We start from the raw sequence: 26395 nt of genomic DNA, 5'->3' as shown, positions 1-26395 counted from the left end.
TGCGCAGCTAAGTGATTATTTATTGGCAACTCAAGTGGAGGTGGCTTATGAAACGTAGAACCGCATCAAGGCTTGGTAATGTGCTGATGGGGCTGGGATTGGTGACCATGGTCGTTGGGGTAGGTTACTCAATTTTGGCTGAAGTGACTCAGTTTGGCCTACCACAATTCTTTGCCCATGGTGCAGTAATGAGCATTTTTGTTGGTGCATTGTTATGGTTGGTTGGCGCTCGTATTGGCGGGCGTGAAGAAGTTGCAGACCGCTATTGGTGGGTTAAGCACTTTGATAAACGTTGCACTCGTAATAACCAACGCCACTCATAAAATCTGAGTGTTGACCGTGGTGTATGACAAATCATAGCCTGTTACTACAGCTTTAAATTGAGCTGATGTTCAGGAGGAGTGAATGACGACCCAAGAATCTGTTAATCAAGAATCTATAGACCAAGAACTTATAGACCAGGAACTTATAGACCTAAAGTAGAAAACCCGTTGTTGCATCTGCATCAACGGGTTTTTCTTTATCTGCTTTATACCCGTCATCGTTCAAGCTGTATGTGCGTTGGTCGGCTTCCTGCAACTCGAATGATTTAGGGTATAGTTCTTCATCATCTATCCGTCATGCATACCCCAACATAATGCCCAAAGAGGCTCATCATGGCTAACTGCGGCCAAATAGCACCGCAGGGATATCCACTCCCGATTATTGATTAATGCTCAAACATCGCAGAGATCGACTCTTCATTACTGATACGGCGGATGGCTTCAGCCAACATGCCAGATAGTGTCAGAGTTCGTACATTTTTCAATGCTTTGATTTCAGCTGATAACGGAATTGTGTCACAAACAATCACTTCGTCAATCACGGAGTGTTTGATGTTTTCAACCGCATTACCAGAGAAGATCGGGTGAGTTGCGTAAGCGAATACACGCTTGGCACCACGTTCTTTCAATGCTTCTGCCGCTTTACACAAAGTGCCACCGGTATCGATCATATCGTCAACTAATACACAGTCACGGCCAGCAACATCACCGATGATATGCATCACCTGAGAAACGTTAGCGCGTGGACGGCGTTTGTCGATAATCGCCATATCAGTATCGTTCAGCAATTTTGCGATGGCTCTGGCGCGAACAACGCCACCAATGTCGGGAGAAACAACAATTGGGTTTTCCAGATTCTGCTGCAACATATCTTCCAGCAGGATTGGGCTACCAAATACGTTATCAACCGGAACATCAAAGAAGCCTTGGATCTGTTCAGCATGAAGATCCACTGTCAATACGCGGTCAACCCCAACACTTGAGAGAAAATCGGCAACAACTTTGGCAGTGATAGGTACACGAGCGGAGCGCACACGGCGATCCTGACGGGCGTAGCCGAAGTAAGGAATAACAGCAGTAATACGGCCTGCGGAGGCGCGACGCAGGGCATCAACCATGACAACCAGTTCCATCAGGTTATCGTTCGTGGGTGCGCAGGTGGACTGGATGATGAAAATATCACCACCGCGTACATTTTCGTTGATTTGCACGCTCACTTCGCCGTCGCTAAAACGACCTACAGCGGCGTCACCAAGACTGGTGTACAAACGGTTGGCAATACGTTGTGCTAGTTCCGGGGTGGCGTTACCAGCAAAAAGCTTCATATCAGGCACGAGAAGAACCTCAGGCATGCGTCCAGAGAAGATATTGTCAGATCAGTAATCACGGGCGGTTATTCATACTGATTGCAATATACATACGGGTATTTAAAGTCAAAAACAACATTATGGACCGGCTTTCAAACCAGTGGGACAGGTATTTTCACAAACTCAGGTCAGTGGTGCCATGATCTAGACCCTTGCTGTGCATTCTTATCTGTACTCACCGTTTTCAAATTTCCCAGAGCGTGCGCGATGCAATGGCGAAACGTTCACGCCACGGGCGACAAAACCGTGCAACCACTCTGGGGCAATACTTAACACCTGCCGGGCCGATGACTCAGTGTCAAATTCTGCAAAGACACAAGCGCCGGTTCCGGTGAGGCGTGACGGAGCGTATTCTAACAGCCATGAAAGAACCTGTTCAACCTCGCGAAAACGTTTTCTTGCGATCGGTTCGCAATCATTTGCGTAAGGAGCACTTAAAAGCGCCGCCAGTGGGCGTACTGGCGTATTTCTTTTTAATTCAGGATCGGAAAAAATAATGGGCGTTGGGATGCTTACACCGGGGTGAACCACCAAATACCACTTCTCTACAGGCTCGGCGGGGTGCAACTTTTCACCAATTCCCTCGGCAAAGGCCGCATGTCCGTGCACAAAAACGGGCACGTCGGCCCCTAACTGAAGGCCGAGAGCGGCTAATTCTTCATCAGATAAGCCACATTCCCACAAAGTATTGAGTGCCACTAACACTGTCGCTGCATTGGAAGAACCGCCACCCAGCCCACCGCCCATGGGCAAACGTTTATCGATGCTAATATCCGCCCCTCGAGATACTGCCGCCGCACTGGGGTATTTTTGCAGTAACCGCGCCGCGCGGATTATCAGATTTTGCTCGTTTTCCACACCGGGAATTGGAGTCAATAACCGAATTTGTTCATCGTCCCGCGGCACAATCGTCAGTTCGTCGCCATAATCGAGAAATTGGAACAAAGTCTGTAATTGATGGTAACCATCAGCACGTCGCCCGGTGATATAAAGAAATAAATTCAATTTTGCGGGCGAGGGCCAAATATGTTGATTGGTATGAGTCATACTATTGGGCCGCCCAGTTATCCATCTTCAGTTTGATGCGCTGCTCGCCCTGACTCAATTCCATACGACTAGGTAACGCTGGTGTGACTTGAGTATTGTATTCTTGATAATTAACCACCCAGGTTACGCCATTTTGTTGATAAGTCAGCTGTTTCAGGCGATATTTATCGTCGAGGGTGAAATCGGTCGTATCGCCAGGTAGCCCTAGAATCCATTGGCGTAAACTTGCTAACGGAATAGACATTCCGGTTAATTTTTGAATCATTTCTTGTGGGTCATTACTGACATAGCGCTTGCCCTGATTGTCAGTCAATTGGGTCACACCCGGTTGTACGACCAATTCTAGCTCGGTGCTACCCAGTGGGTTGGTCAGCAACAGGCGATAGCGCTCTGGGGCGGTTTGTTGCCAGAAGAAACGGGCATAAACTTTTTGTTTTTCTGACAGATAAGCAAAAGCACCCCGAGTTTGAAATTGGCTCAATTGCTGTAATTGTTGTTCATGCTGACGCCATTGTGGCGATGTAGGGCTGGTCGCCGGGCCAGACGGCGGCGTGGTGCTACAGGCTGCTAACAGCAGAGTAGCTAATGGAAGCAGGCGATAAAAACTGATTTTGCGCTGAGGCATATGGGTATAAATCCTATCGGTCGCAGGTTTTTTCACTGGCGGCACGTTTGATCAAGCAACTTAATGATAAAGCAAATCCGGGTGATACGTCCGAATAAAGGGCATCATTTTTGTTCACGCTAGCGGCCTGAAGGCGGAGCGTCAATATTTTGTTCTCTTTTGTATTGGGTATAAGCAATATTGTTGTACAACGGATAACCAATTTTTAAGCATAATTTATGATAATAGTTAGGATATTGCACTGTGACTTTTATTGATCTCGCGCATCAAGTAGAATGCGGTTCAGACGAGAATCCATACTAACATCAGTATTACTCGAAGCCGTTCTCATGACTCTGCTTGCATTAGGCATTAACCACAAAACCGCACCTGTATCGTTACGTGAACGAGTGACATTTTCACCGGAATCGATCGATCAGGCACTCGCTAGCTTGCTCCAACAGCCGTTGGTGCAGGGCGGTGTCGTGTTGTCTACGTGCAACCGAACTGAGCTATATCTCAGCGTAGAACAGCAAGAAAACCTGCATGAACAACTGATCACTTGGTTGTGTAACTATCATAAACTCAGCCCGGATGAAGTGAAAAAGAGTCTGTATTGGCATCATGGCAATGACGCAGTGAGCCATCTGATGCGCGTCGCCAGTGGGCTGGACTCTTTAGTATTGGGCGAGCCACAAATTCTGGGGCAGGTAAAAAAAGCCTTTGCGGAATCTCAGCGCGAGCAATCGCTCTCCGGTGAATTGGAGCGGTTATTCCAAAAGTCTTTCTCTGTGGCAAAACGGGTACGCACAGAAACTGAAATTGGTGCCAGTGCCGTTTCGGTGGCGTTTGCGGCTTGTACATTGGCGCGGCAAATCTTTGAGTCACTCTCTGAATTGAATGTGTTGCTGGTCGGTGCCGGTGAAACCATTGAGCTGGTCGCCCGCCATCTGCGAGAGCACCAAGTCAAGCATATGATTATCGCCAACCGTACCCGTGAGCGTGCTCAAGCGCTGGCGACCGAGGTTGGGGCTGAGGTGATCACTTTGCCAGAAATTGATGCCCGTCTGGCCGATGCTGATATTATTATCAGTTCCACCGCCAGCCCATTGCCAATTATTGGTAAAGGGATGGTGGAGCGCGCACTGAAAAGTCGCCGCAATCAGCCGATGTTGTTTGTTGATATCGCGGTGCCGCGTGATATTGAGCCGGAAGTGGGTAAACTATCGAATGCCTATTTATACAGTGTTGATGATTTACAGGCGATTATTCAACACAATATGGCGCAACGTCAGGCTGCTGCAGTTCAGGCCGAATCAATAGTGCAGCAAGAAAGCATGAATTTTATGACCTGGTTACGCGCTCAGGGAGCGGTTGAAACCATTCGTGATTACCGCTCACAAGCTGAACAGGTTCGCAGTGAGATGACGGCAAGAGCATTAGCCGCCATTGAACAGGGTGCTAATGTTGAACAGGTGGTCAATGAACTGGCCCACAAGCTAACTAACCGCCTGATTCATGCCCCCACCAAATCCCTCCAGCAAGCTGCCAGCGATGGCGATATGGAGCGGTTGCAATTATTACGCGACAGCCTTGGGCTGGATCAGCACTAGTTTCCTCTAATTACAGGGTTTAAAACCACGGATGAAGTCTTCTATTGTTGCTAAATTGGAAGCGTTACAAGAGCGCCACGAAGAAGTGTTAGCGCACCTTGGCGATGCCAATGTTATTGCCGACCAAGACCGTTTCCGCGCGTTATCACGTGAATATGCGCAATTGACGGATGTCACTCGCTGTTTTAAAGAATGGCGCAGTGTGCAAGATGATATCGAAGCGGCAGAAATGATGCTCGAAGATCCCGAAATGCGCGAAATGGCACAGGACGAACTGAAAGAAGCTAAAGCTCGTAGTGAAGAGCTGGAACAGCAATTGCAAGTTCTGTTATTGCCCAAAGACCCTGATGATGAACGCGATTGCTTCCTGGAAATCCGTGCCGGAACCGGGGGCGATGAAGCGGCTATTTTTGCCGGTGACATGTTCCGTATGTATAGCCGCTATGCTGAGTCTCGCCGCTGGAAAGTGGAAATCATGAGCGCCAGTGAAGGTGAACATGGCGGTTATAAAGAAGTGATTGCCAAGGTGTCCGGTGACGGTGTCTTCGGCCAATTAAAGTTTGAATCGGGCGGTCACCGTGTTCAGCGCGTGCCAGAAACCGAATCACAGGGTCGTATCCATACCTCCGCTTGTACTGTGGCGGTGATGCCAGCGATTCCAGAAGCCGAAATGCCAGAAATTAACGCCGGTGACTTGCGTATTGATACTTTCCGCTCTTCAGGAGCGGGTGGTCAGCACGTTAACACCACCGACTCTGCCATTAGGATCACCCATATTCCAACTGGAATTGTGGTGGAATGCCAGGACGAGCGCTCACAGCATAAGAACAAAGCCAAGGCGATGTCGGTGTTGGGTGCACGTATCCGTGCCGCAGAAATGCAAAAACGCCAACTGGCTGAGGCCTCTGAGCGCCGTAACTTGTTAGGGTCCGGCGATCGTTCTGACCGTAATCGCACTTATAACTTCCCGCAAGGGCGCGTGACTGACCATCGCATCAACTTGACACTTTATCGTCTGGATGAAGTCATGGAAGGTAAACTGGATATGCTGATCCAGCCGATTGTGCAAGAGTATCAAGCTGATCAACTCTCCGCGTTGTCCGAGCAAGACTAATGGATTATCAGCACTGGCTGTCATTAACGGCAGCCCGTTTTAGCCAAAGTGACAGCCCGAAGCGCGATGCCGAGATTCTGCTGAATTTTGTCACTGGGCGGGCGCGAACTTATTTACTGGCTTTTGGTGAAACCCCCATTACCACTGAGCAGTTGGCGGTATTGGAATCCTTAGCGGCGCGCCGTGAACAGGGGGAGCCGATTGCCTATTTGGTCGGGGAGCGTGAGTTTTGGTCCCTGCCATTGAGTGTTTCCTCCGCTACATTAATTCCTCGCCCCGACACCGAATGCTTGGTCGAGCAAGCTTTGGCGCATTTACCCACCACGCCTTGCCACATTCTGGATTTAGGGACGGGCACTGGCGCTATTGCTTTGGCATTAGCCAGTGAACGCCCGGATTGCGCAGTGGTGGGCGTTGATATTAAAGCGGAAGCCGTTGCTCTGGCGCGCCATAATGCCGAGAAACTCGCGATAAATAATGTGCATTTCTTGCAAAGTTGTTGGTTTGAGTCAGTGAGTGGGCGATTTACTCTTATTGTTAGCAACCCTCCTTATATTGATGCCAATGACCCTCATCTTAATGAGGGCGATGTGCGCTATGAACCACACAGTGCGCTGGTGGCCTCAGCAAAAGGTATGGCTGATTTGGTGGAGATTATCCGCCAGTCACCGGCTTATTTAGAAGCGGGAGGCTGGTTAATGCTGGAACACGGCTGGCAGCAAGCCAATACAGTACAGAAACACCTTAAAGAAGTGGGATTTAGTGCTGTAATGACACATAAAGATTATGGTAATAATGATCGTGTGACGCTGGGCCAGTGGGGCACTTAATCAAGAAAATTCCCGTTCAGCATAAATTAAGGACTGAAAGACATGTGGGTTGATTACATCGCCATGAAGTATTTGCATTTACTGACAGTGGTTATCAGTATTATGCTGTTTGTGTTACGTTTCTTCTGGAAATGTCGCGGTTCAGCTATGATGGAGAAACGCTGGGTAAAAATAACGCCGCATATCAATGATACGCTACTGTTTGTCAGCGGTATTGTATTGATATTTATCACTGGATTTTACCCTTTCAGTCCGCAAGGAACATGGCTGACTGAAAAGCTATTTGGCGTTATTATCTATATCCTGCTTGGCTATGTCGCATTAGGTAAGCGAACCCGCAGCCAGAATCGCCGCTGGCTTGCCTTTATACTCGCATTGGGTTGCCTGTATTTGATTATAAAACTGGCAACAACTAAGTTACCACTGCTGATGGGATATCTATGAGTAGCATTGCTGATTTCGAATTTAACAACGCGTCCCTGTGTGATGGGGTGTTACTGGTTACCCAGGAGATTCGACAGAATTTTCCACTGGCTGATGTGCGTAAGCAACTGCAACAGCTCGTTGATGATGCCAAGGCCGCGATGCCCGCCGGTCTCAATCAGGATCAGCAATTAGAAGTGCTTATCGATCTGTTCTATCGTAAATGGAAATTTGGTGGGGCAGGCGGGGTTTACCGCCTGTCAGATGCCATCTGGCTCGATAACGTGTTGGACAAACGCCAGGGGACCCCGGTGTCGCTGGGCGTTATTTTCCTGCACATTGCGCATCAATTGGAGCTGCCATTGATGCCAGTTATTTTCCCAACTCAATTGATTCTGCGTGCGGATTGGCTAGATGAAGAAATGTGGCTGATTAACCCACTGAATGGTGAAACACTGAACGAGCATATGCTGGAAGTGTGGATCAAAGGCAATCTGGGGTTGAGTGCCGAGTTGGAAGATGAGGATTTGGAAGAGGCGGAAAATACCCTAATTGTACGCAAAATGCTCGATACGCTGAAAGCAGCATTAATGGAAGAGAAGCAGATGGAGCTGGCCTTGCGTGCCAGTGAAGCGGTGTTGGCTTTTGATCCCGATGACCCGTATGAAATTCGCGATCGTGGCCTGATTTATGCCCAATTGGATTGCAATCATATTGCTATCTCTGATTTAAGCTATTTTGTCGAACAGTGCCCGGAAGACCCCATTGCTGAAATGATAAAAATGCAGATCCACTCCATTGAGCAACAGCGAGTGACGTTGCACTGATACCCGTCATACTTCAAGCTGCATGTGTGTTGGCCGCCTTCCTGCAACTCGAATTATTTTGGGTATATTTATGGCAATCACCTTGTTGAGTAATAACTCACTATAATTAATCTCGATTTATCCTTTAGAAAGGTATTTGTATGGAACAGAAAGTGGTTAGCATTGGCGATATCAAGGTAGCGAACGACCTGCCTTTCGTGCTATTTGGCGGCATGAACGTACTTGAGTCTCGTGATTTGGCGATGCGCATCTGCGAGCATTACGTGACCGTCACCCAAAAGCTGGGAATTCCTTACGTCTTTAAAGCCTCATTCGACAAAGCCAACCGTTCTTCAATTCATTCTTACCGTGGCCCTGGTCTGGAAGAAGGGATGAAAATTTTCCAGGAATTGAAACAGACATTTGGTGTGAAAGTGATTACCGATGTTCACGAAATAAGCCAGTGCCAGCCCGTTGCTGAAGTCGTTGATGTTATCCAGTTACCTGCATTTTTGGCTCGCCAAACTGATTTAGTCGAAGCCATGGCGCGTACAGGCGCGGTTATCAATGTCAAGAAACCTCAATTCGTTAGCCCCGGTCAGATGGGCAATATTGTCGAGAAATTCAAAGAAGCCGGTAATGACCAGATTATTCTTTGCGATCGCGGTAGCAACTTCGGTTATGACAATTTGGTTGTTGATATGTTGGGCATCAATGTGATGGTCAATGCCACTGGCGGTCATCCGGTTATTTTCGACGTAACCCATGCATTGCAATGCCGCGACCCATTTGGCTCAGCATCCGGCGGCCGCCGCGCGCAAGTGGCTGAACTGGCCCGTTCGGGTATGGCAGTAGGTTTGGCTGGGTTATTTATTGAAGCACACCCTGAGCCAAACAGTGCTAAATGTGATGGCCCGTCAGCATTGCCATTAGATAAGTTGGAGCCGTTCTTGGTGCAGATGAAAGCTATCGACGATTTGGTGAAAAGCTTCCCAGAACTGGATACCAGCAAGTAATCCACTCTCCTGCATCCTTGACGTTTGTAGCGGTGAATAAATAAAAAGGCAGCTATCTATGCTGCCTTTTTTGATCGCGAAAAAGAAAAAGATGTTGATCATGAAGAAAATTATTTCGGCTGTAATGCCGCCAATGCTTCCGGTAGTGAGCTATAGAAACTCAACTTACCTTCAATAGCTTGCACCCGTGCTCTTGCCAGCGTCTTTAATGGTTGGAAAGGGATATCCGTGATAATGAGCTGCTGATGCTCGTCTAAGGCCTCTGTGAAGCGCAGAAACGCATTCAGTCCCCCCGCATCGAGAACTGGGACGGCATCCCATTGCAAAATGATAGTGTGGTAATTTTCACAGCGGCTCAATAACTCACTAAATATCCGCTCAGCGGCAGCGAAAAACAGCGGCCCATTTACCCGCAATACTAGCGTCTTCTCATCAACAGCTGTAGGTATTTCACTCAGCTGCGTCATGCGCGCAATGCGGCGCATAAACAGCAGTGAGGCCAACACGATACCCACCGTGATTGCTATCACCATATCGAATAACACCGTCAGGCTCATACACAGCAGCATCACGATAATATCGTCTTTAGGCCCACGGCGTAGTAGGTTGACTACTTTATGAGCCTCACTCATGTTCCAGGCCACGATTAATAGCAAGGAAGCCATTGCTGCCAGTGGCAGATAAGACAACATCGGCGCCAGAATCAATAAAGCCAATAACACTAATAGAGCATGGATAATAGCCGATACCGGCGAGGTAGCCCCAGCGCGGACGTTAGCCGCCGACCGCGCAATGGCGGCTGTTGCGGTGATGCCACCAAAGAATGGCGCTACCATATTACCCAGCCCCTGACCGATTAACTCACTGTTTGAGTGATGTTTTTTTCCGGTCATACCGTCAAGAACTACCGCGCATAGTAGCGACTCAATCGCCCCTAGCATGGCCATCGAAAAGGCGGCCGGTAGTAGCGCCGAAAATATCGCCCAGTTCAAAACAAACTCTTCCCCGTTCGCGGCCGGTAAATGCCAGGGTAAGACAAATTGCGGCAGAATAGGGGGAATACCCTGGCCTTGAGTCCCATCAGCCAGTAAATAACCAAAACGTGAGCCAATAGTGGCGACCTGATGGTCAAAAAGTGATAAGACCCCCATAACGGCTGTACCCGCGATGAGGGCCGGTAAGTGACCCGGTAACTTTAGTTTTAAACGTGGCCAGAGGATCAATACCATCAGAGTAACGGTAGCAATTAAGGTATCACTGAAGTTGATGGTTGGCATGGCTTGCGCCAAGGCGGTCACTTTACCTACATAAGTCTCGGGCACTTCCGCTAGATGTAAACCAAAGAAATCTTTCACTTGCATCGTGGCAATGGTGATACCGATTCCCGAGGTAAAACCGAGAGTGACTGACAGCGGAATATATTCAATTAAACGGCCTAGCCTCCCCAACCCCATGCACAGTAAAAATACACCGGAGAGTAATGTTGCCAGTAATAAACCGGCTAGACCAAATTGTTGTGATACAGGATAAAGAATAACCACAAAGGCCGCAGTAGGGCCGGATACGCTATAACGGGAGCCACCGCTGACTGCAATAACAATCCCGGCGATAGCTGAAGTATATAAACCGTACTGTGGGGGAACACCACTGGCAATTGCCAGTGCCATAGCCAGTGGAATGGCAATAATACCGACAGTAACACCGGCAATTATATCTTTTGTAAGACGTTGAAAGGTATAGGTTTCTCGCCAGCAAGCGTCAATAATCGCGCTGAACAGCCTAATGCCGTTAATTCCGTGCGTTTTCATCTAAGGTGCAAACCAAATAAAGAAAAGACAAAATAAATGGCGGGCCAATAAGGGTCCGTCTCGAGTAGCAGACAACAACGATACGCCAAATAGCAGTATGAAATCTAGATGTATATCAATCTCTGACAGAAATGTAGATAACTAGCCGTTTTATAAAGTGGTTTAAATTAAGCGATTCATACCAGGCAAGGCAATTTTGCGTACGATTTAATAAAAAGTCACCATTATCAGCGGTAGCGTCTTTTTTTAGCATCAGATGTGAGAAACTGAGCAATAAGCTTTAAGTTCAGAGGCACTGACCACCTTGGGGGGAGATATCCTGTTAACTGAGGTCGGCAACTAGAGATGAGGACTTTATAGAGCGTTCGGCGGTGCGTTGAAAGCTTAGAGATAAAATTAGTCGATGGACGAAAAATCAAAGCGACAACTTCAATAGGGGCATCTCTGCACTTACCTGGAATGTCGATGTTAAAAGCATTAAAAATGACCGATGAAGCTTTGTATCAGGCCAAGTGGCAAGGACGGAATCAGGAGGTTTATAGCCAATTAATGCCATTTTCTCCATTGGACGATCGTATAGCGAAAGACCGGTGTTGACGGCCTTTTTAATCAACAAAATCCGGAGTACGCACCAAAGAAAAAGGCCCTGACTTTCGTCAGAGCCTTTCGCTCAAATATGGCGGTGAGAGAGGGGTTCGAACCCTCGATACACTTACGCGTATACACACTTTCCAGGCGTGCTCCTTCAGCCACTCAGACACCTCACCGTATTGTTACCGCGCTATGCACTGCAACGGGGCGGTACTATAGTGAGCAGCAGGTAGATGGTCAAGCAGTTTTTATCTGTTGCTTGTCATCTGGTTATTCCGCACGCACATAGGATGAATCACAAACAAATTATGTTTATTTAGTGCCAATATTTTGCCGCAACAGGGGAGTCGACCATCACATAATCTGCTCCGAGGCTTTTAGCCAATTCATAATCCTCGACTGAATTTATGCCAATAAGCAAGACTTTTGCTTCTTCGTTTTCCTTTTCCTTGAAGCACTCCATTGCGCGTTGGTTCCAAACTAATTGGGTGCGGGTCGTCCCTTTGCCTAGGGTAAAGCTCTCGACTACTTTTACATCACGTCTTAATTCAAAAGCATAATATTTTTTTGGGTTACTAATGAATGACCCCTTATTTTTTTTGGTTATCACACATTTATCTGCCATAACGGCATTAGCCAGAATCTTACGGGTTTTATGACGTGATTCGAATTTATTAAAATATTTAGGGAGTGCATCGAGATATTTTCTTTCAGTAGAATAGAAAGTGAGCCTTTCAGGTGATATGATATTTTTGCGTAGTTCTATTATTGCATTTGCTATTATTTTCGGGTCAGCGTCGGGGGATTTTATATCAATAATAAATCTCACGTCAGGATAGCTTAAAAGTACCTGATGTAATGAAGGAATCTTGACTCCTCGCCCACGATAAACATATTGACCATCCTGATTAAAATAATAGGCTGCATCTAATAATCGCAACTCTTCTAACGTGTGCTCGGAAACAAGACCATTACCGTCAGTTAACTCGCTTAAATCTTTGGGACGATAGAGGACTGGAATACCGTCCTTGCTGAGTTGAACCGTGATCCAGATGATATTGGCCTCATTTGATAGTGACAAATCGATAGCATGTCGGGTATTTTCCGGGAAGTCGGCAGTGCCAGCACGATGAGCGACTATCAAGGGAGAAGCCAATGCATTTTGCAGATAAAATAGGAGTAATAATAAAATAAAAGAGATTTTCATATTGTCATGCCCCTGTGGTTTATATTTCAGAGTTGGAATACTCTTTACGTTGTAACATGTGATTTTCAAGGGCAGCATAACCAATTAATAACAATTGGCTCTTATGATTTAATAGGGATACTTGTTATTTCATCTTAATGGATATCTGACGCTACGTTTGAAGTTAATCTGGAACGCCGCGGAAAATTCGAATAACTGTAAATCATTAACTATTAATGGAATATTTAATTTCATGCCTAAGAGAAGGTGGAACATGATCTAAACCAAAGTTTCAGAAAACGCCATCATAATATTTTAGGAAAATCCTCAGTTTAAATGTTGAACACACTCAATATTGAGTGAGCCATAAATGGCAGGTCGTCATAATTTCCATCAGGCGTGTGTATTCTTAAAGAAAGGTTTTTGTTATTTTGCTGTTCCTTTAAATAAGAGACTCCAATGATGGGGAGAGTTTTATGGCAACAGGCTAATTTTTGTAGATATTCCTGATGAAACTTCACACCCATCATATTTTTTTGTAGGCACTGACTGTCACCGAATACTTTCTTAAACAGAGTCCCAAGGTCGATAAATAGCGGAGTCGCGGCTATTTTTATCTGTTGTTTGAAAACGAAGGGATTTGGCAGGGAGGATAGCGCTGTTATTACGGCTTTCAGCAGATAACGAATCAGGGCGAGTGACATTGGCCATTCTCTGTCGCGTCAAATGAAAAAAGCCCATGAATCTCATGGGCTTTTCACTTTAATATGGCGGTGAGGGAGGGGTTCGAACCCTCGATACGCTTACGCGTATACACACTTTCCAGGCGTGCTCCTTCAGCCACTCAGACACCTCACCGTGTTACTTCTCTACTCTCATCAACCGCATTCACGTGGTCGACCGGCGTAATGTAGGCAAAAGTGTGCCCAGCGTCAACCTTCTTATGCATGCTTTGTTACTGTTTCGCGAAAGTTACCGCAGTTTGCTGATTTCATCGGCATTTCGTGCGAGTAGCACTTGCATCTGCGGGTTAATCGCGGAAGTCTATTCAGTACTTTCGTAAGGAGCTGGCAAGTAATGAATATTATTTTTTATCATCCATTCTTTGATGCAAAACAGTGGTTGTCAGGGCTACAGTCGCGCTTACCTACCGCGAATATTCGGCAATGGCAGCGTGGTGACACGCAACCTGCGGATTATGCGCTGGTTTGGCAGCCGCCTCAGGAAATGCTTGCCAGCTGTGTTGAACTGAAAGGGGTGTTTGCGTTGGGGGCAGGGGTAGACGCGATTTTGGATCAAGAGCGGCGTTATCCAGGGACATTACCTGCAGGAGTACCACTGATTCGGCTGGAAGATGCTGGAATGTCGTTACAGATGCAGGAATATGTTGTTGCTACGGTATTACGCTATTTTCGCCGCATGGACGAATATCAACTGCAACAACAACAGAAGCTGTGGCAACCCCTGGAGCCACATCAGCACGATAAATTCACGGTAGGTATCCTTGGCGCTGGTGTGTTAGGAAAAAGTGTTGCCCAAAAACTGATTGAGTTTGGTTTTACCGTTCGTTGTTGGAGCCGCACACCAAAGTGCATTGAGGGCGTCACCAGCTTTGCGGGTAAAGAAAAATTGCCTGCATTCATCCAAGGAACACAATTGCTGATTAACCTGTTGCCTAATACCCCAGAGACTGCCGGTATCCTTAATCAGTCACTCTTTTCACAATTGAATGCCAATGCTTATATCATCAATATTGCTCGGGGAGCGCATTTGTTAGAGCGGGATTTATTAGCGGCAATGAGTGTGGGTCAAATAGCCGCAGCTACGTTAGATGTGTTTGCTGAAGAGCCTTTGTCTTCGATGCATCCTTTCTGGAGCCATCCTCGGATTACTATCACCCCACATATTGCTGCTATCACTTTACCTGAAGTGGCAATGGACCAGGTGGTTGCCAATATCCAAGCCATCGAAGCGGGAAGGGAACCGGTTGGATTAGTTGATGTAGGACGGGGTTATTGATTTAAGCATTTCCACAGCTTGATGGGGTTAACAATTGCCGGCTAGGTTTTAGCGCTGCTGATGAGAAGAATTCCTGCTATCATTAGCGCACTATGCTTTGCCTGCAAAAAAGCTATCCCGCCTTAAAAGACTTTGTGGAGTAGTCATGTATCCTGTTGATTTACATATGCATACCATTGCCAGCACCCATGCTTACAGTACCCTGCACGATTATATCGCCGAAGCTAAGCTAAAAAATATCAAACTGTTCGCTATTACAGACCATGGCCCCGATATGGCTGATGCCCCCCATTATTGGCATTTTATGAACATGCAGGTATGGCCGAGGTTAGTTGATGGCGTAGGAATTTTGCGCGGTATCGAAGCAAATATTAAAAATTTGGAAGGTGACATCGACTGTACCGGCCCGATGCTTGATGCCATCGATTTGCTGATCGCCGGTTTCCATGAGCCGGTGTTCCCGCCGCAAGATAAAGCGGTCAATACCCAAGCGATGATAGCCACCATGGCGCAGGGAAATGTGCATATCATTAGCCATCCGGGGAATCCTAAGTATCCAATTGATATTAAAGCCATTGCCGAAGCTGCAGCACACTACAATGTTGCGTTGGAACTGAATAACTCATCATTTTCACACTCACGTAAAGGGAGCGAAGCGAATTGCCGGGCAATAGCTGAAGCCGTGCGGGATGCTGGCGGATGGCTAGCCTTGGGTTCGGATTCCCATATTGCTTATTCATTGGGGATTTTTGAGCATTGTGAGCGCATTATTGCTGAAGTGAATTTCCCGCAAGAGCGTATTTTGAATGTTAGCCCACGGCGCTTACTGAATTACCTCGAACAGCGTGGTCGCCCGCCAATACCTGAGTTAGCCGAGCTATAATTTTTTGTGACGTTGTCACAACTTTAATTTTAAAAAATAAGTTAAAAACACATAATAAACAGGATGTTATAAATGAATGACTTTTCTCTGATGTGCCGCATCTTGGGTTCGCTTTTTTATCGGCCACCTCAAGACCCACTGTTAGAGCATCTTTTCACCCTGATAAACCAGGGGAAATTGGAGCAGCATTGGCCGCTAGAACAAAGTGAGTTACTGGCGCGTTTGCAACAGGATTATCAGCCCGAAGTTCTGGCTGCTGACTATCATGCCCTGTTTGTGGGTGACGAACGCAGCGTATCACCTTACGGTTCCGATTATGAAGATGCTCGTCCAGAAACAGAGGTTAGAGCCTTTCTTCAGCAACGCGGTATGCCGCTAGGCGAGGGGCCAACTGACCACTTTGGCGGTTTATTACTTGCGGCTTCCTGGCTTGAAGATCAAGCTGCTGAAGATGAAATGGCGGCGCAAATTGAACTGTTTAACGACTATTTATTACCTTGGTGTGGACGTTTCCTTGGCAAAGTAGAAGCTCATGCCACCAGTGGTTTTTATCGTACTTTGGCACAGCTGAGCCGCGAGGCATTGCAAGCTATGTGGGATGAGTTGTCAGAAAGCAGTAATATGGAGGAGTAATCTCCTCCGTTAATCAATCTGAATTAAATACGCCGTGTCGGCTAGTCTGTCAGTGGGATGACTAATTGGCCCGGCTTCACTTCTAAACCTTTTGCCAGTTTTTTCGCCATGGCTTCTGCTTTACTCTTTTCGCCATCCAGTACATACGCGGGTTGCTGATCAAAATAAGATTTCAGTGACTGATTCAAATATGGCGTCAGTGCTTTCATCACTGAGTCCATTTTCTCTGGTTTAACCCTGTAGTCAGTCAATTCCATATCTTTTAGAAAGATAGCGCCTTTTTCGCGATCAAATGTTGGCTGAGCCTTTAAGGTTAATGTCATATCAGCAGTTTGTGGGCCAAGAATAGACGAAATATCCACTTTGGCATTGCCTGTTAATGTGACTTTGCCGGGTTCAGCACGACCAATCTGACTTTGCAATTGTGTCAAGGTGATATGTGCATCAACCAGCCCTGGAATACCAATCTGTTTTTCATAGTTATTATGTTTTTGCAGATAATCATTAACTTCTTGTTCGCTCAGCGTGTACTGAGTCAGTTGGTTGCAGCCGACCAGAGTCGCAGTCACCACCAGCGCCGCCGCGCCCCACATCAATTTATTCATTAAAGCCTCGTAACAATATGTGCAACAACATTAAACAAAATGAATTTGCCTAATAGTAACCGGTTAATTTGCTGTTTTGTATTATTTACCGCATTTGTTCAACGGCGGTTTGGATTAGGGAATAGTGCGGCAGAGTTTACTTATTGCCAATCAGATAACCCTGAATCCAATATCGGGTGGGGTAATAGGAAGGCTCGCCGGAGAAGGCCGCTCCGACGAGTGACTGGCTAGCTACCACTCAACATGGCTGATTCAATACGGCGCTGATTGAATTGCCAATACAGCCCAATAAGTGTCATTAAACCAATGACGCCGAGCAAGAACCAGGGTAATTCCGGCATTTCCAATGTTCGGCCAGTATCATACATCCAACCTCCTCCGGTATAGCCTAATGCACCACCCAGCGCCAGCCCAAGGCGGCTAAAGCCCATATAGCTGCCACGTGCTCGTGAGTCGGCTAATGAAGCCCCCAGCGTTTCCCGTGCCGGCTCGGCAATAATGGAGCCTATATAGAAGAAGCAAATAAACATAAACAAAGTTTGCAGATGGGTAATCAGGCCAACAGGGAACAAACTTAACGTCATTATCAGCAAGCCGAACATTAAACGCTGTTCAAGGCGAAAACGTTTCTCACTCCAACGTGCAATCGGGTACAGCAATGTCAGTGAGATCGCCGCTTCAATGGCATACATCCATTTGACGGCGGCAGGTGAACCGGCAATTTCATTGACCACGATCGGCAGCATTAGCATGACCTGCACCGACAGCATGTAATAACCGGTCAATGTTAGTACATAGGTGACAAAACGGCGGTCACGCAGCACCCGCATTAAGCCTTCTTTCATTGGCGCGCGCACCGTCGATATTCGATAAGCCGGTAGCAGCCACAGGTTCCAGCCGGCGGCCAATATAAAGATAAACGCACCTGTCCAGCAGACAAAATGGAAATCATATTGCAGTAACCAGCTGCCTATCAGTGCGCCGATAACCGCGCCAGCGCTGTCTTGCATCATCAACAGGGAGTAGAAACGACCACGTTCATGAGGGCGGGTTAACTTGATAACCAAAGCGGTACGCGGAGGATCAAATAGGGTTCCCCCCAAGCCAGAGAGTGCGCAGGCCAACAATAATATCCAGGGTTCATCTGCCATCGCCATAAACGCGAAGCCCGCAGCGCGCATCAGCATGCCGGTGACTATCATGGGCTTAGCACCAAAACGGTCAGCGATAGCACCGCCGAAGATCCCTAGCCCTTGCTGAACCAACTGCCTTAATCCCAAAGCCAGGCCAACCAGCACCGCAGCCCAACCCAATTGATCAACAAATCGGATAGAAATAAGTGGGAAAACGACGAAAAAGCCCAATACAACTAATAAGTTATCAAGCAATAAAAAGTACTTGCCCAAGCTACGAGCTTGCGATACCAAGGCCATGCTTCACCGTCAGAAATCAAAAAAGAGGAAATAGAAAATACGTTCATACCCTAAATAATTCGAGTTGCAGGAAAGCGGCTAATGCGCATGCAGCTTGAAGTATGACGGGGATATAGTTTGTACCCAAATTGTCAGAAACGATAGGGGCTAGATTGATAATATTTTTTATCGTCAATACGTTACCCCATAGACAATTTCATAATAAAATGCTTTTTTGGCTCTTTAGTTGCGTAATTTTGCTGTATTTATGGGAATAAAGAGTGCAGTTGCAGTTTTACCTGGCATCCAGACAACAGGTATATTGAATAAAAGAATTGCTGCTAAATTAAGTACAGCGCATAGCCCAAGGGGAGCAGATGTTCGGCTATCATTCAGCAACACCTAAAATACGCCTTACAACAGACCGTATGTCATTACGGCTGGTTAATGAGCGTGATGCTTATCGCATGGCGGAGTATTACGCCGAAAATCAGGCGTTTCTCAAACCATGGGAGCCGGTGCGCGATCAAAGTCACTGCATGCCATCAGGGTGGCAGGCGAGGCTAGGAATGATTATGGAGCTGCAAAAACAGGGCAGCGCTTACTATTTTATTTTGTTAGATCCAGAAGAAAAAGAAGTCCGTGGGGTGGCGAATTTTAGCAATGTGCTGCGGGGTTCTTTTCATGCCTGTTTTCTCGGTTATTCATTAGGTGAACGCTGGCAGGGCCAGGGTCTGATGTTTGAAGCTCTGCAACCCTTGATTCGTTATATGCAGCGGCAAGAACGAATGCACCGCATCATGGCTAACTATATGCCGCATAATCATCGCAGTGGCAATTTGCTTGAACGCCTTGGATTTGAACGCGAAGGCTACGCCAAAGATTACTTACTGATTGACGGTCAATGGCGCGATCATGTGCTGACGGCTTTGACTAACCAAGAATGGACGCCAACTCGTTGAGGTCAGGATGAAACACAGTTTAAATGCACAAGAAGCCAGAGTCATTGGCTGTTTGCTGGAGAAACAAGTGACAACGCCGGAGCAATATCCGATGTCACTCAATGGCGTGACAATTGCCTGTAATCAGAAAACCAACCGTGAACCGGTGATGGAGTTATCTGAGTCAGAAGTGCAACAAACGCTCGATTTCTTGTTAAAAAAACACCTTATCCGCACCCAAAGTGGCAATCGGGTGATGAAGTATGAGCACCGTTTTTGCAATTCTGAATTTGGCAATCTTAAGTTTTCTCCTGCCGAGTTTGCTGTCGTTACCATATTATTATTGCGCGGCGCACAGACCCCAGGGGAATTGCGCACTCGCACCAGCCGCCTGTATGAGTTTGCAGATGTTGCTGAAACCGAACAGGTTCTGACTCAGTTGTCCTTACGCGAAGACGGGCCATTTGTGGTGCGATTAGCGCGAGAACCGGGGAAACGAGAGAGCCGCTTTATGCATCTATTCAGTGGCGATATTGCGTCAACCACTTCGGCAGAAGAAAGTGTGCCAGAGGGGAACAGTGCCCTTGAAGCCCGAGTCACTCAGCTTGAGCAGCAGGTTATTGCACTGACTCGCCGCTTAGACGAAGTGTTGATACAGCTGGACGATTAATTGAATAAGGATGCTATGAAACAGCTTAGTGTTGATAAAAAACTGCGTGTTGGCATTGTGGGTCTTGGTGGTATTGCGCAAAAAGCCTATTTGCCCATTTTGACTCAAGCGCAAGACTGGCAATTGGTGGGGGCATTTTCCCCCAATCAAGTCAAAGCGCAGCCGGTATGTGACAGCTACCGCATGCGTTATTTCTCTCGGTTGGATACATTAGCCGCCGAATGTGATGCCATATTTGTTCACAGTAGTACCGCCAGCCATTTTCAGGTGGTGAGTGAGTTATTACAGGCCGGTATTCATGTTTATGTTGATAAGCCCTTGGCCGAAACGTTGGAGCAATCTGAGCAATTGATAGCTCTGGCGGCAAAGCAAAAATTAGCGTTAATGGTGGGCTTTAATCGCCGTTTCGCACCATTGTATCAGCAACTTAAGCAGCAAATGATTCACCCGGCGTCCCTGCGTATGGAGAAGCACCGGCAGAACAGTATTGGGCCAAAGGATGCCCGTTTTACTTTGCTTGATGATTATCTGCATGTCGTAGATACCGTGCTGTGGCTTGGCGGCGATGCAGCAAAACTCATCACTGGCAGGGTGCAAACAAATACACTTGGGCAGATGTTGTATGCTGAACACCATTTTCAAGCCGGTCAGTGTCTAATGACCACCAGTATGCACCGCCATGCAGGAACTCAGCGCGAAAGTGTGCAAGCCGTTAGTCCGGGCACCTGCTATCAGATTACTGACATGCGCCAGTGGCAGCAGGAGTCCGAGGGGCAAGTGATTAACTTACCCGCATCAGGTTGGCAAACGACGTTGGAACAAAGAGGATTTAGCGGTGCTGTTCATCACTTTATTAGCGCGGTCAGTAACCAAACAGCGCCACAAGTCTCAGGCGAAGAGGCCATCCTCGCGCAACGAATGATAGAAATTCTGTTACAACAGCAAGTAGCGGAATAACCTGCCAGTGCTGGTACACTCCCAAGTTCATCTCAATTGTGATGAGCCGATACTCTAAATAATTCGAGTTGCAGCGGCCTCGCAGAAGCGAGGCCGTGGGGCGGGCCGAGTAATGACCGCAGCCAACACATATGCAACTTGAAGTATGACGAGTATACATTGGGTAGAGGCCGCGCCTGCTGACAGCAGGAATTGATATTTATGGCATATTTTAAAAAACAGATCGGAAAACAGATCAGAAAAACCTATGAATCTATTGAAATCACTGGCAGCCGTCAGTTCTATGACCATGTTTTCCCGTGTATTGGGTTTTGCTCGTGATGCGATTGTCGCGCGGGTTTTTGGCGCAGGAATGGCAACGGACGCCTTTTTTGTGGCCTTTAAATTGCCAAATTTATTACGGCGCATCTTCGCTGAAGGGGCATTCTCACAGGCTTTCGTGCCGATTTTGGCTGAATATAAGAGTCAGCAAGGTGAGGAAGCAACACGGACATTCGTGGCGTATGTCTCCGGCTTATTAACGCTGATTTTGGCGGTGGTCACGGTATTAGGGATGCTGGCTGCACCTTGGGTCATTTTTATTACTGCGCCTGGGTTCACCGACACACCAGACAAATTCGCATTAACTTCAGCATTACTGCGGGTGACTTTCCCTTATATCTTACTGATTTCATTAGCTTCACTGGTAGGGGCAATTCTTAATACCTGGAACCGTTTTTCTATTCCGGCTTTTGCTCCGACCTTTCTGAATATCAGCATGATAGGCTTTGCACTCTTCGCCGCACCTTATTTTAACCCGCCGATTATGGCGCTGGCTTGGGCGGTGGTGGTCGGTGGGGTATTGCAGTTGGGCTATCAGCTCCCTCATTTGAAAAAAATAGGGATGCTAGTGTTACCTCGGTTGTCATTGCGTGATGCCGGTGTTTGGCGGGTGATGCGCCAAATGGGGCCTGCGATCCTCGGGGTGTCAGTGAGTCAAATCTCCTTGATTATCAATACTATTTTTGCATCATTCCTGGTCTCAGGTTCAGTGTCATGGATGTATTATGCTGACCGCTTAATGGAATTCCCCTCTGGGGTGCTGGGCGTGGCCTTGGGCACTATTTTATTGCCTTCGCTAGCAAAATGTTTCTCCAGTGGTAACCATGATGAATACTCTAAATTGATGGATTGGGGCCTGCGCCTCTGTTTCTTACTGGCATTGCCCAGCGCAGTGGCCTTGGGAATTCTAGCCAAGCCACTGGTGGTTTCATTATTCCAATACGGGAAATTCAGCGCTTTTGATGCACTGATGACACAACGTGCGCTGGTGGCTTATTCCGTTGGATTAATGGGCCTCATTGTGGTGAAAGTGCTGGCTCCCGGTTTTTACTCACGTCAGAACATTAAAACCCCAGTCAAAATTGCTATTATTACACTGATAATAACCCAAGTTATGAACCTGATTTTCATCGGGCCGCTTAAGCATGCTGGTTTATCACTGTCGATTGGTTTGGGAGCTTGTCTGAACGCCAGCTTGTTATATTGGCAATTACGCAAGCAGCAAATTTTCCACCCGCAACCGGGTTGGGCGGTGTTCCTGACTAAGTTAGTGATTGGTGTGGTGGTGATGTCCGTGGTGTTGCTGGGATTATTGTGGGTGATGCCTGCCTGGGATGTCGGCGGCATGGCTTATCGTCTGCTACGGCTTTCTGCTGTTGTTATTGCGGGGATTATTGCCTACTTTGCAGCACTCGCCTTACTGGGCTTTAAATTGCGCGATTTTGCCCGTAGAACCAATGGATGATTCAGTCATCTTTTTTATTGCTCAGTGACTGACGGGGCGACTACGACGAAAGGCCCGATGGGGCCTTTCGTATTTTATCGCGATAAAAAGCTACATGCGTTCAACAGTTTGAATACCTAAGGTATCCAGACCTTGCTTCAGGGTTTTGGCTGTCAACATCGCCAATTTTAGGCGGCTCTGACGGCTCTCTTCGCTTTCAGCATTCAGGATCTGGCAATGTTCATAGAAGCTGGAGAACAAACCAGCCAGATCATACAGATAAGAGCACATCACATGCGGCGTCCCTTCACGGGCGACAGTGGTGATGACCTCTTCAAACTGTAGCAAACGGGTCGCCAGCGCGGCTTCACGGTCTTCTGTAATCACTAACGGCAAGGTCAGACTGCTTTCATCAATACCGGCACGTTTAAAGACTGAAACCACTCGGGTATAAGCATATTGCATGTAAGGCGCGGTATTGCCATCCAATGCCAGCATGTTATCCCAGTCGAAAATATAGTCAGTGGTGCGGCTTTTGGACAAATCTGCATATTTCACGGCACCAATACCGACGGCGTTAACCACTTGCTTGAGTTCGTCCGCGGGCATATCTGGGTTTTTCTCGGCAATCAGTTTACCTGCTCGCTCGATAGCTTCATCCAGTAAATCAGAGAGTTTCACCGTGCCGCCGGAGCGGGTTTTAAATGGCTTACCATCTTTGCCCAGCATCATGCCAAACATATGGTGCTCTAGTGGCACAGACTCTGGCACATAACCGGCTTTGCGCACGATAGTCCAGGCCTGCATCAGATGTTGGTGCTGACGGCTATCGATGTAATACAACACGCGGTCTGCGCCCAATGTTTCGTAACGGTATTTGGCACAGGCGATGTCAGTGGTGGTGTAGAGGTAGCCGCCATCTTTTTTCTGGATAATGACGCCCATAGGTTCGCCATCTTTATTTTTGTATTCATCCAGATACACAACGGTTGCACCCTCACTTTCTACTGCCAGCCCTTTGGCTTTCAGATCAGCCACGATACCCGGCAACATCGAGTTATACAGGCTTTCACCCATCACATCGTTTTTGGTCAGTGTGACATTCAGGCGGTCATAAGCAATCTGGTTTTGCGCCATGGTGATATCCACCAATTTACGCCACATCTGACGGCAATATTCGTCACCGCTTTGCAGTTTCACCACATAAGCGCGGGCGCGTTGGGCAAACTCTTCGTCTTCATCATAGGTTTTTTTGGCTTGCTGGTAGAAAAGCTCCAAATCCGATAAGCCCATGTCACTGGCATTCTCGTTTTGCATTTTTTCCAAGTAAGCAATCAGCATACCGAACTGGGTGCCCCAGTCGCCGACGTGGTTGGCGCGAATAACACGATGGCCTAAGAACTCTAAAGTCCGCGCCGCGGCATCACCGATGATGGTCGAACGCAGGTGGCCGACGTGCATCTGCTTGGCCACATTAGGAGCCGAGTAGTCAATCACGATAGTTTGGGGTTCAACCGGCTGCACGCCCAATTTCGGGGCTTTCAGTGCCTCTTCAACTTTGCTGGCGACCCATTGCCTGTCAAGAAAAATATTGATAAAACCGGGGCCAGCAATTTCAACTTTGCTGGCAATGCCGTCAAGGCTGAGCTGCTCAATGACTTTTTCTGCCAGTTGTCGGGGCTGCATGCCAATTTTTTTGGCAACGGCCATGACGCCATTAGCTTGATAATCGCCAAATTGCGCTTTAGCAGATTGGCGAACCTGAGGTTCGCTCCCTGCTGGAGCACCTGCTGCAATCAGCGCCTGGCTGACTTTATCTGAGAGAAGAGCCTGAATATTCACCGGGTTACCTTAATTACGCACAAAAGAATCTCTGTATCAGTTCATTCAAACACAGCCAGGATCTTTGACGACAAAATGGCTGGTGACGGGAAAACTGACAGAGTGAAGTCACAATATGGCAAGATTTATATCATATTTGGCTATCGACGTCAGGTGGTTGCGACCAATCTCGCTGGCAAATAAATCAACTGGCGATTTTATTAGCAATGACGGTGGCGGTGCCACAAACCTGCTAGATTAATTATGGCTGATTAGCTGTAATAACTGTAGATTATGTCCGCTTTAATACGCGGAATAACCGTTTAACCGGAGAATAAATGAGCAGCCTGAGAAGCATCGTTGAATTATCGGACTTATTAACAGACTTGCCGCGCTTTGAACAAAAATTGGCTATTTTCGCGGCTAAATTAAATCTGGATTTGACACAATTCAGCGCTGACCATATTTCATTGCGTTGTCATCAAACAGAAACGGCACAACGCTGGCGTCGTGGTTTACAACAATGTGGCCATTTGATGTCCGAGACACAAATTAATGGTCGGCCAATTTGCCTGTTCGATTTAACCCAACCATTGACTGTTGGGCCATGGAAAATAGATTGTGTCGAATTGCCCTATCCGGGGAAAAAACATTATCCACATGAAGGATGGGAGCATGTGGAGCTGGTTCTGTCCGGCGACTCACAAAGCTTGATGCAGCGCGCCCGTGCGCTATTACCGGCCACCTTGCCCGATGGAGTGACTATCAAGTTCAGCTCTCCACAAGGGGAGCATGAGCGGTTAGCCAATCCGACATTGGCGGTGAGTGATGGCGAGGTAACCATTAAGTTTCACCCCTATACTCTGCGGCAAATTATAGATAGCGAGCGCAATGGCTAACGTATATGGGTTATTTATTTCAATACCGACTATCACTTATGGTTATCACTGTGACTGACATCTACTTGTAGATTCAAAATGAGTGCCATAGTGAATGCTTTAGCCTGCTTGATTAAATTTTGTTTTAGCTTGAGATCATTATTTGGCATTTTATTTATTCAATAGCAGAATTATTAAATTACCACTTATATTCCTAGAAATAATTAGGGTATGACTGCCGCAGTGGCATCCGTCAAACGGGGGAAGAGAATGACTACATTGGAAATATGTTGCTATAGCGTCGATTGCGCACAAATAGCAGAAAAGGCAGGAGCCGACCGGATTGAATTATGCTGCGGTCAGTCCGAGGGAGGGCTAACGCCGAGTATCGGTGCATTAATGCAGGTCAGAGAGACGGTCACCATCCCGGTGCATCCGATTGTCCGGCCACGTGGCGGCGATTTTTGCTACAGTCATAATGATTTTGCCACCATTAAGAATGATATTGCGCGCATTCGTGATATGGGTTTTGCCGGTGTGGTGGTGGGCATTCTGGATGTTGACGGCCACATAGATTTGCCGCGAATGAGAGAAATTATGTCCATCAGTGGCTCACTGGCCGTCACTTTCCATCGTGCATTTGATATGTGTCAGAACCCAATGATTGCCTTGCAGCAATTATCGGATCTGAATGTGGCGCGGATTTTAACCTCAGGCCAGCAGCAGAATGCTGAGTTAGGGTTGGCGTTATTGTCAAATTTGGTTCTGGCCACTCAGAATCAAGGGCCGATTATCATGGCTGGAGCCGGTGTTCGCACCGCCAACATACAAAAATTTATTGATATTGGCATCCGCGAACTGCACAGTTCTGCCGGCAGAACGGTGCCTTCAACCATGAAATACCGCAAAGCGGGCGTCACCATGTGTGCAGACAGTGATGTTGATGAATTTGCTCATTATTGTGTAGATGGTGAAGTGGTCAAAGACATGAAGAATTTGTTGGAGATGATGCGCGTGCCGTTGTCTCAACCCGCTTAGTATTTAGGTACCTAAATAGTTTTTATGTACCTACAGTGATGAAGC

General features: G+C 47.2%; 25 protein-coding genes, 2 tRNA genes and 1 pseudogene. 17 read left to right on the top strand and 11 right to left on the bottom strand.

The genetic code is table 11. The annotated features are described in order from the left end of the window. Positions 1–47: 47 nt before the first annotated feature. Positions 48–323 carry a stress-induced protein YchH gene (gene ychH, locus OVO64_RS04800; RefSeq protein ID WP_038633461.1) on the top strand — a complete coding sequence of 92 codons (276 nt, stop codon included), beginning with the start codon at positions 48–50 and terminating at the stop codon, positions 321–323. Between the two features lie 386 nt (positions 324–709). Here the strand turns inward: ychH and prs are convergent, their stop codons facing one another. The 3 genes from prs to lolB form a co-directional block, all read right to left on the bottom strand. Continuing rightward, entirely contained in the window at positions 710–1657 is a 948-nt protein-coding gene (gene prs / locus OVO64_RS04795; RefSeq protein WP_004390739.1) for a ribose-phosphate diphosphokinase, read from the bottom strand. A gap of 198 nt (positions 1658–1855) precedes the next feature. Then, positions 1856–2737 (bottom strand): 4-(cytidine 5'-diphospho)-2-C-methyl-D-erythritol kinase, encoded by an 882-nt coding sequence (gene ispE, locus OVO64_RS04790; RefSeq protein ID WP_050291762.1) that lies wholly within the window; start codon positions 2735–2737, stop codon positions 1856–1858. Position 2738: 1 nt separating this feature from the next. Continuing rightward, on the bottom strand, positions 2739–3362 hold the full coding sequence (gene lolB / locus OVO64_RS04785) for a lipoprotein insertase outer membrane protein LolB (RefSeq protein WP_038633454.1): 624 nt from the start codon (positions 3360–3362) through the stop codon (positions 2739–2741). Positions 3363–3691: 329 nt separating this feature from the next. Between lolB and hemA the strand changes: the two genes are divergently transcribed. The 6 genes from hemA (at position 3692) to kdsA (ending at position 9143) form a co-directional block, all read left to right on the top strand. After that, a complete protein-coding gene (hemA, locus tag OVO64_RS04780; protein WP_038633451.1) occupies positions 3692–4954 on the top strand; it encodes a glutamyl-tRNA reductase in 1263 nt (420 codons plus the stop codon). 31 nt (positions 4955–4985) lie between these two features. Next, entirely contained in the window at positions 4986–6068 is a 1083-nt protein-coding gene (gene prfA / locus OVO64_RS04775; RefSeq protein ID WP_038633448.1) for a peptide chain release factor 1, read from the top strand. Further along, positions 6068–6898, top strand: coding sequence for a peptide chain release factor N(5)-glutamine methyltransferase (gene prmC, locus OVO64_RS04770; RefSeq protein WP_145585859.1), 831 nt, complete (start codon positions 6068–6070; stop codon positions 6896–6898). Before prfA ends, prmC begins: the two co-directional genes overlap by 1 nt. A gap of 42 nt (positions 6899–6940) precedes the next feature. Continuing rightward, a complete protein-coding gene (locus OVO64_RS04765) occupies positions 6941–7342 on the top strand; it encodes a SirB2 family protein (RefSeq protein WP_038633442.1) in 402 nt (133 codons plus the stop codon). Continuing rightward, complete coding sequence (gene sirB1, locus OVO64_RS04760) at positions 7339–8148, top strand: invasion regulator SirB1 (RefSeq protein ID WP_050291761.1); 810 nt, start codon at positions 7339–7341, stop codon at positions 8146–8148. The genes OVO64_RS04765 and sirB1 overlap by 4 nt, the downstream gene beginning before the upstream one ends. Before the next feature lie 140 nt (positions 8149–8288). Next, positions 8289–9143, top strand: coding sequence for a 3-deoxy-8-phosphooctulonate synthase (gene kdsA / locus OVO64_RS04755; protein ID WP_145585857.1), 855 nt, complete (start codon positions 8289–8291; stop codon positions 9141–9143). Positions 9144–9253: 110 nt separating this feature from the next. On the opposite strand, the gene dauA is transcribed toward kdsA, so the two are convergent. After that, complete coding sequence (dauA, locus tag OVO64_RS04750; RefSeq protein ID WP_050291760.1) at positions 9254–10951, bottom strand: C4-dicarboxylic acid transporter DauA; 1698 nt, start codon at positions 10949–10951, stop codon at positions 9254–9256. A 363-nt stretch (positions 10952–11314) separates the two neighbouring features. On the opposite strand from dauA, the pseudogene OVO64_RS20490 reads away from it, so the two are divergent. Continuing rightward, positions 11315–11548, top strand: a pseudogene (locus OVO64_RS20490) (GGDEF domain-containing protein); the annotation flags it as partial. Between the two features lie 80 nt (positions 11549–11628). Here OVO64_RS20490 and OVO64_RS04740 read toward each other — a convergent pair. From OVO64_RS04740 to OVO64_RS04725, 4 genes are all read right to left on the bottom strand, one after another. Then, positions 11629–11718 (bottom strand) — tRNA-Ser (locus OVO64_RS04740). Between the two features lie 140 nt (positions 11719–11858). After that, positions 11859–12749, bottom strand: coding sequence for a glycerophosphodiester phosphodiesterase family protein (locus OVO64_RS04735; protein WP_038633431.1), 891 nt, complete (start codon positions 12747–12749; stop codon positions 11859–11861). A 311-nt stretch (positions 12750–13060) separates the two neighbouring features. Continuing rightward, positions 13061–13432 (bottom strand): hypothetical protein, encoded by a 372-nt coding sequence (locus OVO64_RS04730; RefSeq protein WP_038633428.1) that lies wholly within the window; start codon positions 13430–13432, stop codon positions 13061–13063. A gap of 64 nt (positions 13433–13496) precedes the next feature. Continuing rightward, positions 13497–13586 (bottom strand) — tRNA-Ser (locus tag OVO64_RS04725). Between the two features lie 219 nt (positions 13587–13805). On the opposite strand from OVO64_RS04725, the gene ghrA reads away from it, so the two are divergent. From ghrA to OVO64_RS04710, 3 genes are all read left to right on the top strand, one after another. After that, complete coding sequence (ghrA, locus tag OVO64_RS04720) at positions 13806–14747, top strand: glyoxylate/hydroxypyruvate reductase GhrA (protein ID WP_038633425.1); 942 nt, start codon at positions 13806–13808, stop codon at positions 14745–14747. A gap of 145 nt (positions 14748–14892) precedes the next feature. Next, positions 14893–15630, top strand: a complete 738-nt coding sequence (locus OVO64_RS04715; RefSeq protein ID WP_038633422.1) for a phosphatase — start codon at positions 14893–14895, stop codon at positions 15628–15630. A 72-nt stretch (positions 15631–15702) separates the two neighbouring features. Continuing rightward, positions 15703–16263: a TorD/DmsD family molecular chaperone gene (locus tag OVO64_RS04710; protein ID WP_145510147.1), complete on the top strand. Its 561-nt coding sequence runs from the start codon at positions 15703–15705 to the stop codon at positions 16261–16263. A 41-nt stretch (positions 16264–16304) separates the two neighbouring features. On the opposite strand, the gene OVO64_RS04705 is transcribed toward OVO64_RS04710, so the two are convergent. Together OVO64_RS04705 and mdtH are read right to left on the bottom strand one after the other, a co-directional pair. Further along, entirely contained in the window at positions 16305–16868 is a 564-nt protein-coding gene (locus tag OVO64_RS04705; RefSeq protein ID WP_038633416.1) for a lipoprotein, read from the bottom strand. Between the two features lie 227 nt (positions 16869–17095). Then, positions 17096–18301, bottom strand: a complete 1206-nt coding sequence (gene mdtH, locus OVO64_RS04700; RefSeq protein ID WP_038633413.1) for a multidrug efflux MFS transporter MdtH — start codon at positions 18299–18301, stop codon at positions 17096–17098. A 356-nt stretch (positions 18302–18657) separates the two neighbouring features. Between mdtH and rimJ the strand changes: the two genes are divergently transcribed. From rimJ to murJ, 4 genes are all read left to right on the top strand, one after another. Next, positions 18658–19242, top strand: a complete 585-nt coding sequence (gene rimJ / locus OVO64_RS04695) for a ribosomal protein S5-alanine N-acetyltransferase (RefSeq protein WP_032819891.1) — start codon at positions 18658–18660, stop codon at positions 19240–19242. A gap of 7 nt (positions 19243–19249) precedes the next feature. Then, positions 19250–19891 carry a YceH family protein gene (locus tag OVO64_RS04690; RefSeq protein WP_038633409.1) on the top strand — a complete coding sequence of 214 codons (642 nt, stop codon included), beginning with the start codon at positions 19250–19252 and terminating at the stop codon, positions 19889–19891. Positions 19892–19906: 15 nt separating this feature from the next. After that, positions 19907–20848, top strand: a complete 942-nt coding sequence (locus tag OVO64_RS04685) for a Gfo/Idh/MocA family protein (protein WP_038633406.1) — start codon at positions 19907–19909, stop codon at positions 20846–20848. A 247-nt stretch (positions 20849–21095) separates the two neighbouring features. Beyond that, on the top strand, positions 21096–22634 hold the full coding sequence (gene murJ / locus OVO64_RS04680; protein WP_145510148.1) for a murein biosynthesis integral membrane protein MurJ: 1539 nt from the start codon (positions 21096–21098) through the stop codon (positions 22632–22634). A gap of 90 nt (positions 22635–22724) precedes the next feature. On the opposite strand, the gene argS is transcribed toward murJ, so the two are convergent. Beyond that, positions 22725–24455 carry an arginine--tRNA ligase gene (gene argS / locus OVO64_RS04675; RefSeq protein ID WP_038633400.1) on the bottom strand — a complete coding sequence of 577 codons (1731 nt, stop codon included), beginning with the start codon at positions 24453–24455 and terminating at the stop codon, positions 22725–22727. Positions 24456–24772: 317 nt separating this feature from the next. On the opposite strand from argS, the gene OVO64_RS04670 reads away from it, so the two are divergent. Both OVO64_RS04670 and cutC read left to right on the top strand, forming a co-directional pair. Continuing rightward, positions 24773–25333, top strand: a complete 561-nt coding sequence (locus OVO64_RS04670) for a VOC family protein (RefSeq protein ID WP_038633398.1) — start codon at positions 24773–24775, stop codon at positions 25331–25333. A gap of 249 nt (positions 25334–25582) precedes the next feature. Continuing rightward, positions 25583–26350 carry a copper homeostasis protein CutC gene (gene cutC / locus OVO64_RS04665; protein WP_038633397.1) on the top strand — a complete coding sequence of 256 codons (768 nt, stop codon included), beginning with the start codon at positions 25583–25585 and terminating at the stop codon, positions 26348–26350. Positions 26351–26395 lie beyond the last annotated feature (45 nt).

It is taken from the genome of Yersinia sp. Marseille-Q5920, assembly GCF_946902935.1.
In the GTDB taxonomy this organism is placed as follows: Bacteria; Pseudomonadota; Gammaproteobacteria; order Enterobacterales; family Enterobacteriaceae; genus Yersinia; species Yersinia rochesterensis.
Note: the sequence above shows the minus strand (reverse complement) of the source record. Positions and strands in the feature narration are given on the sequence as shown.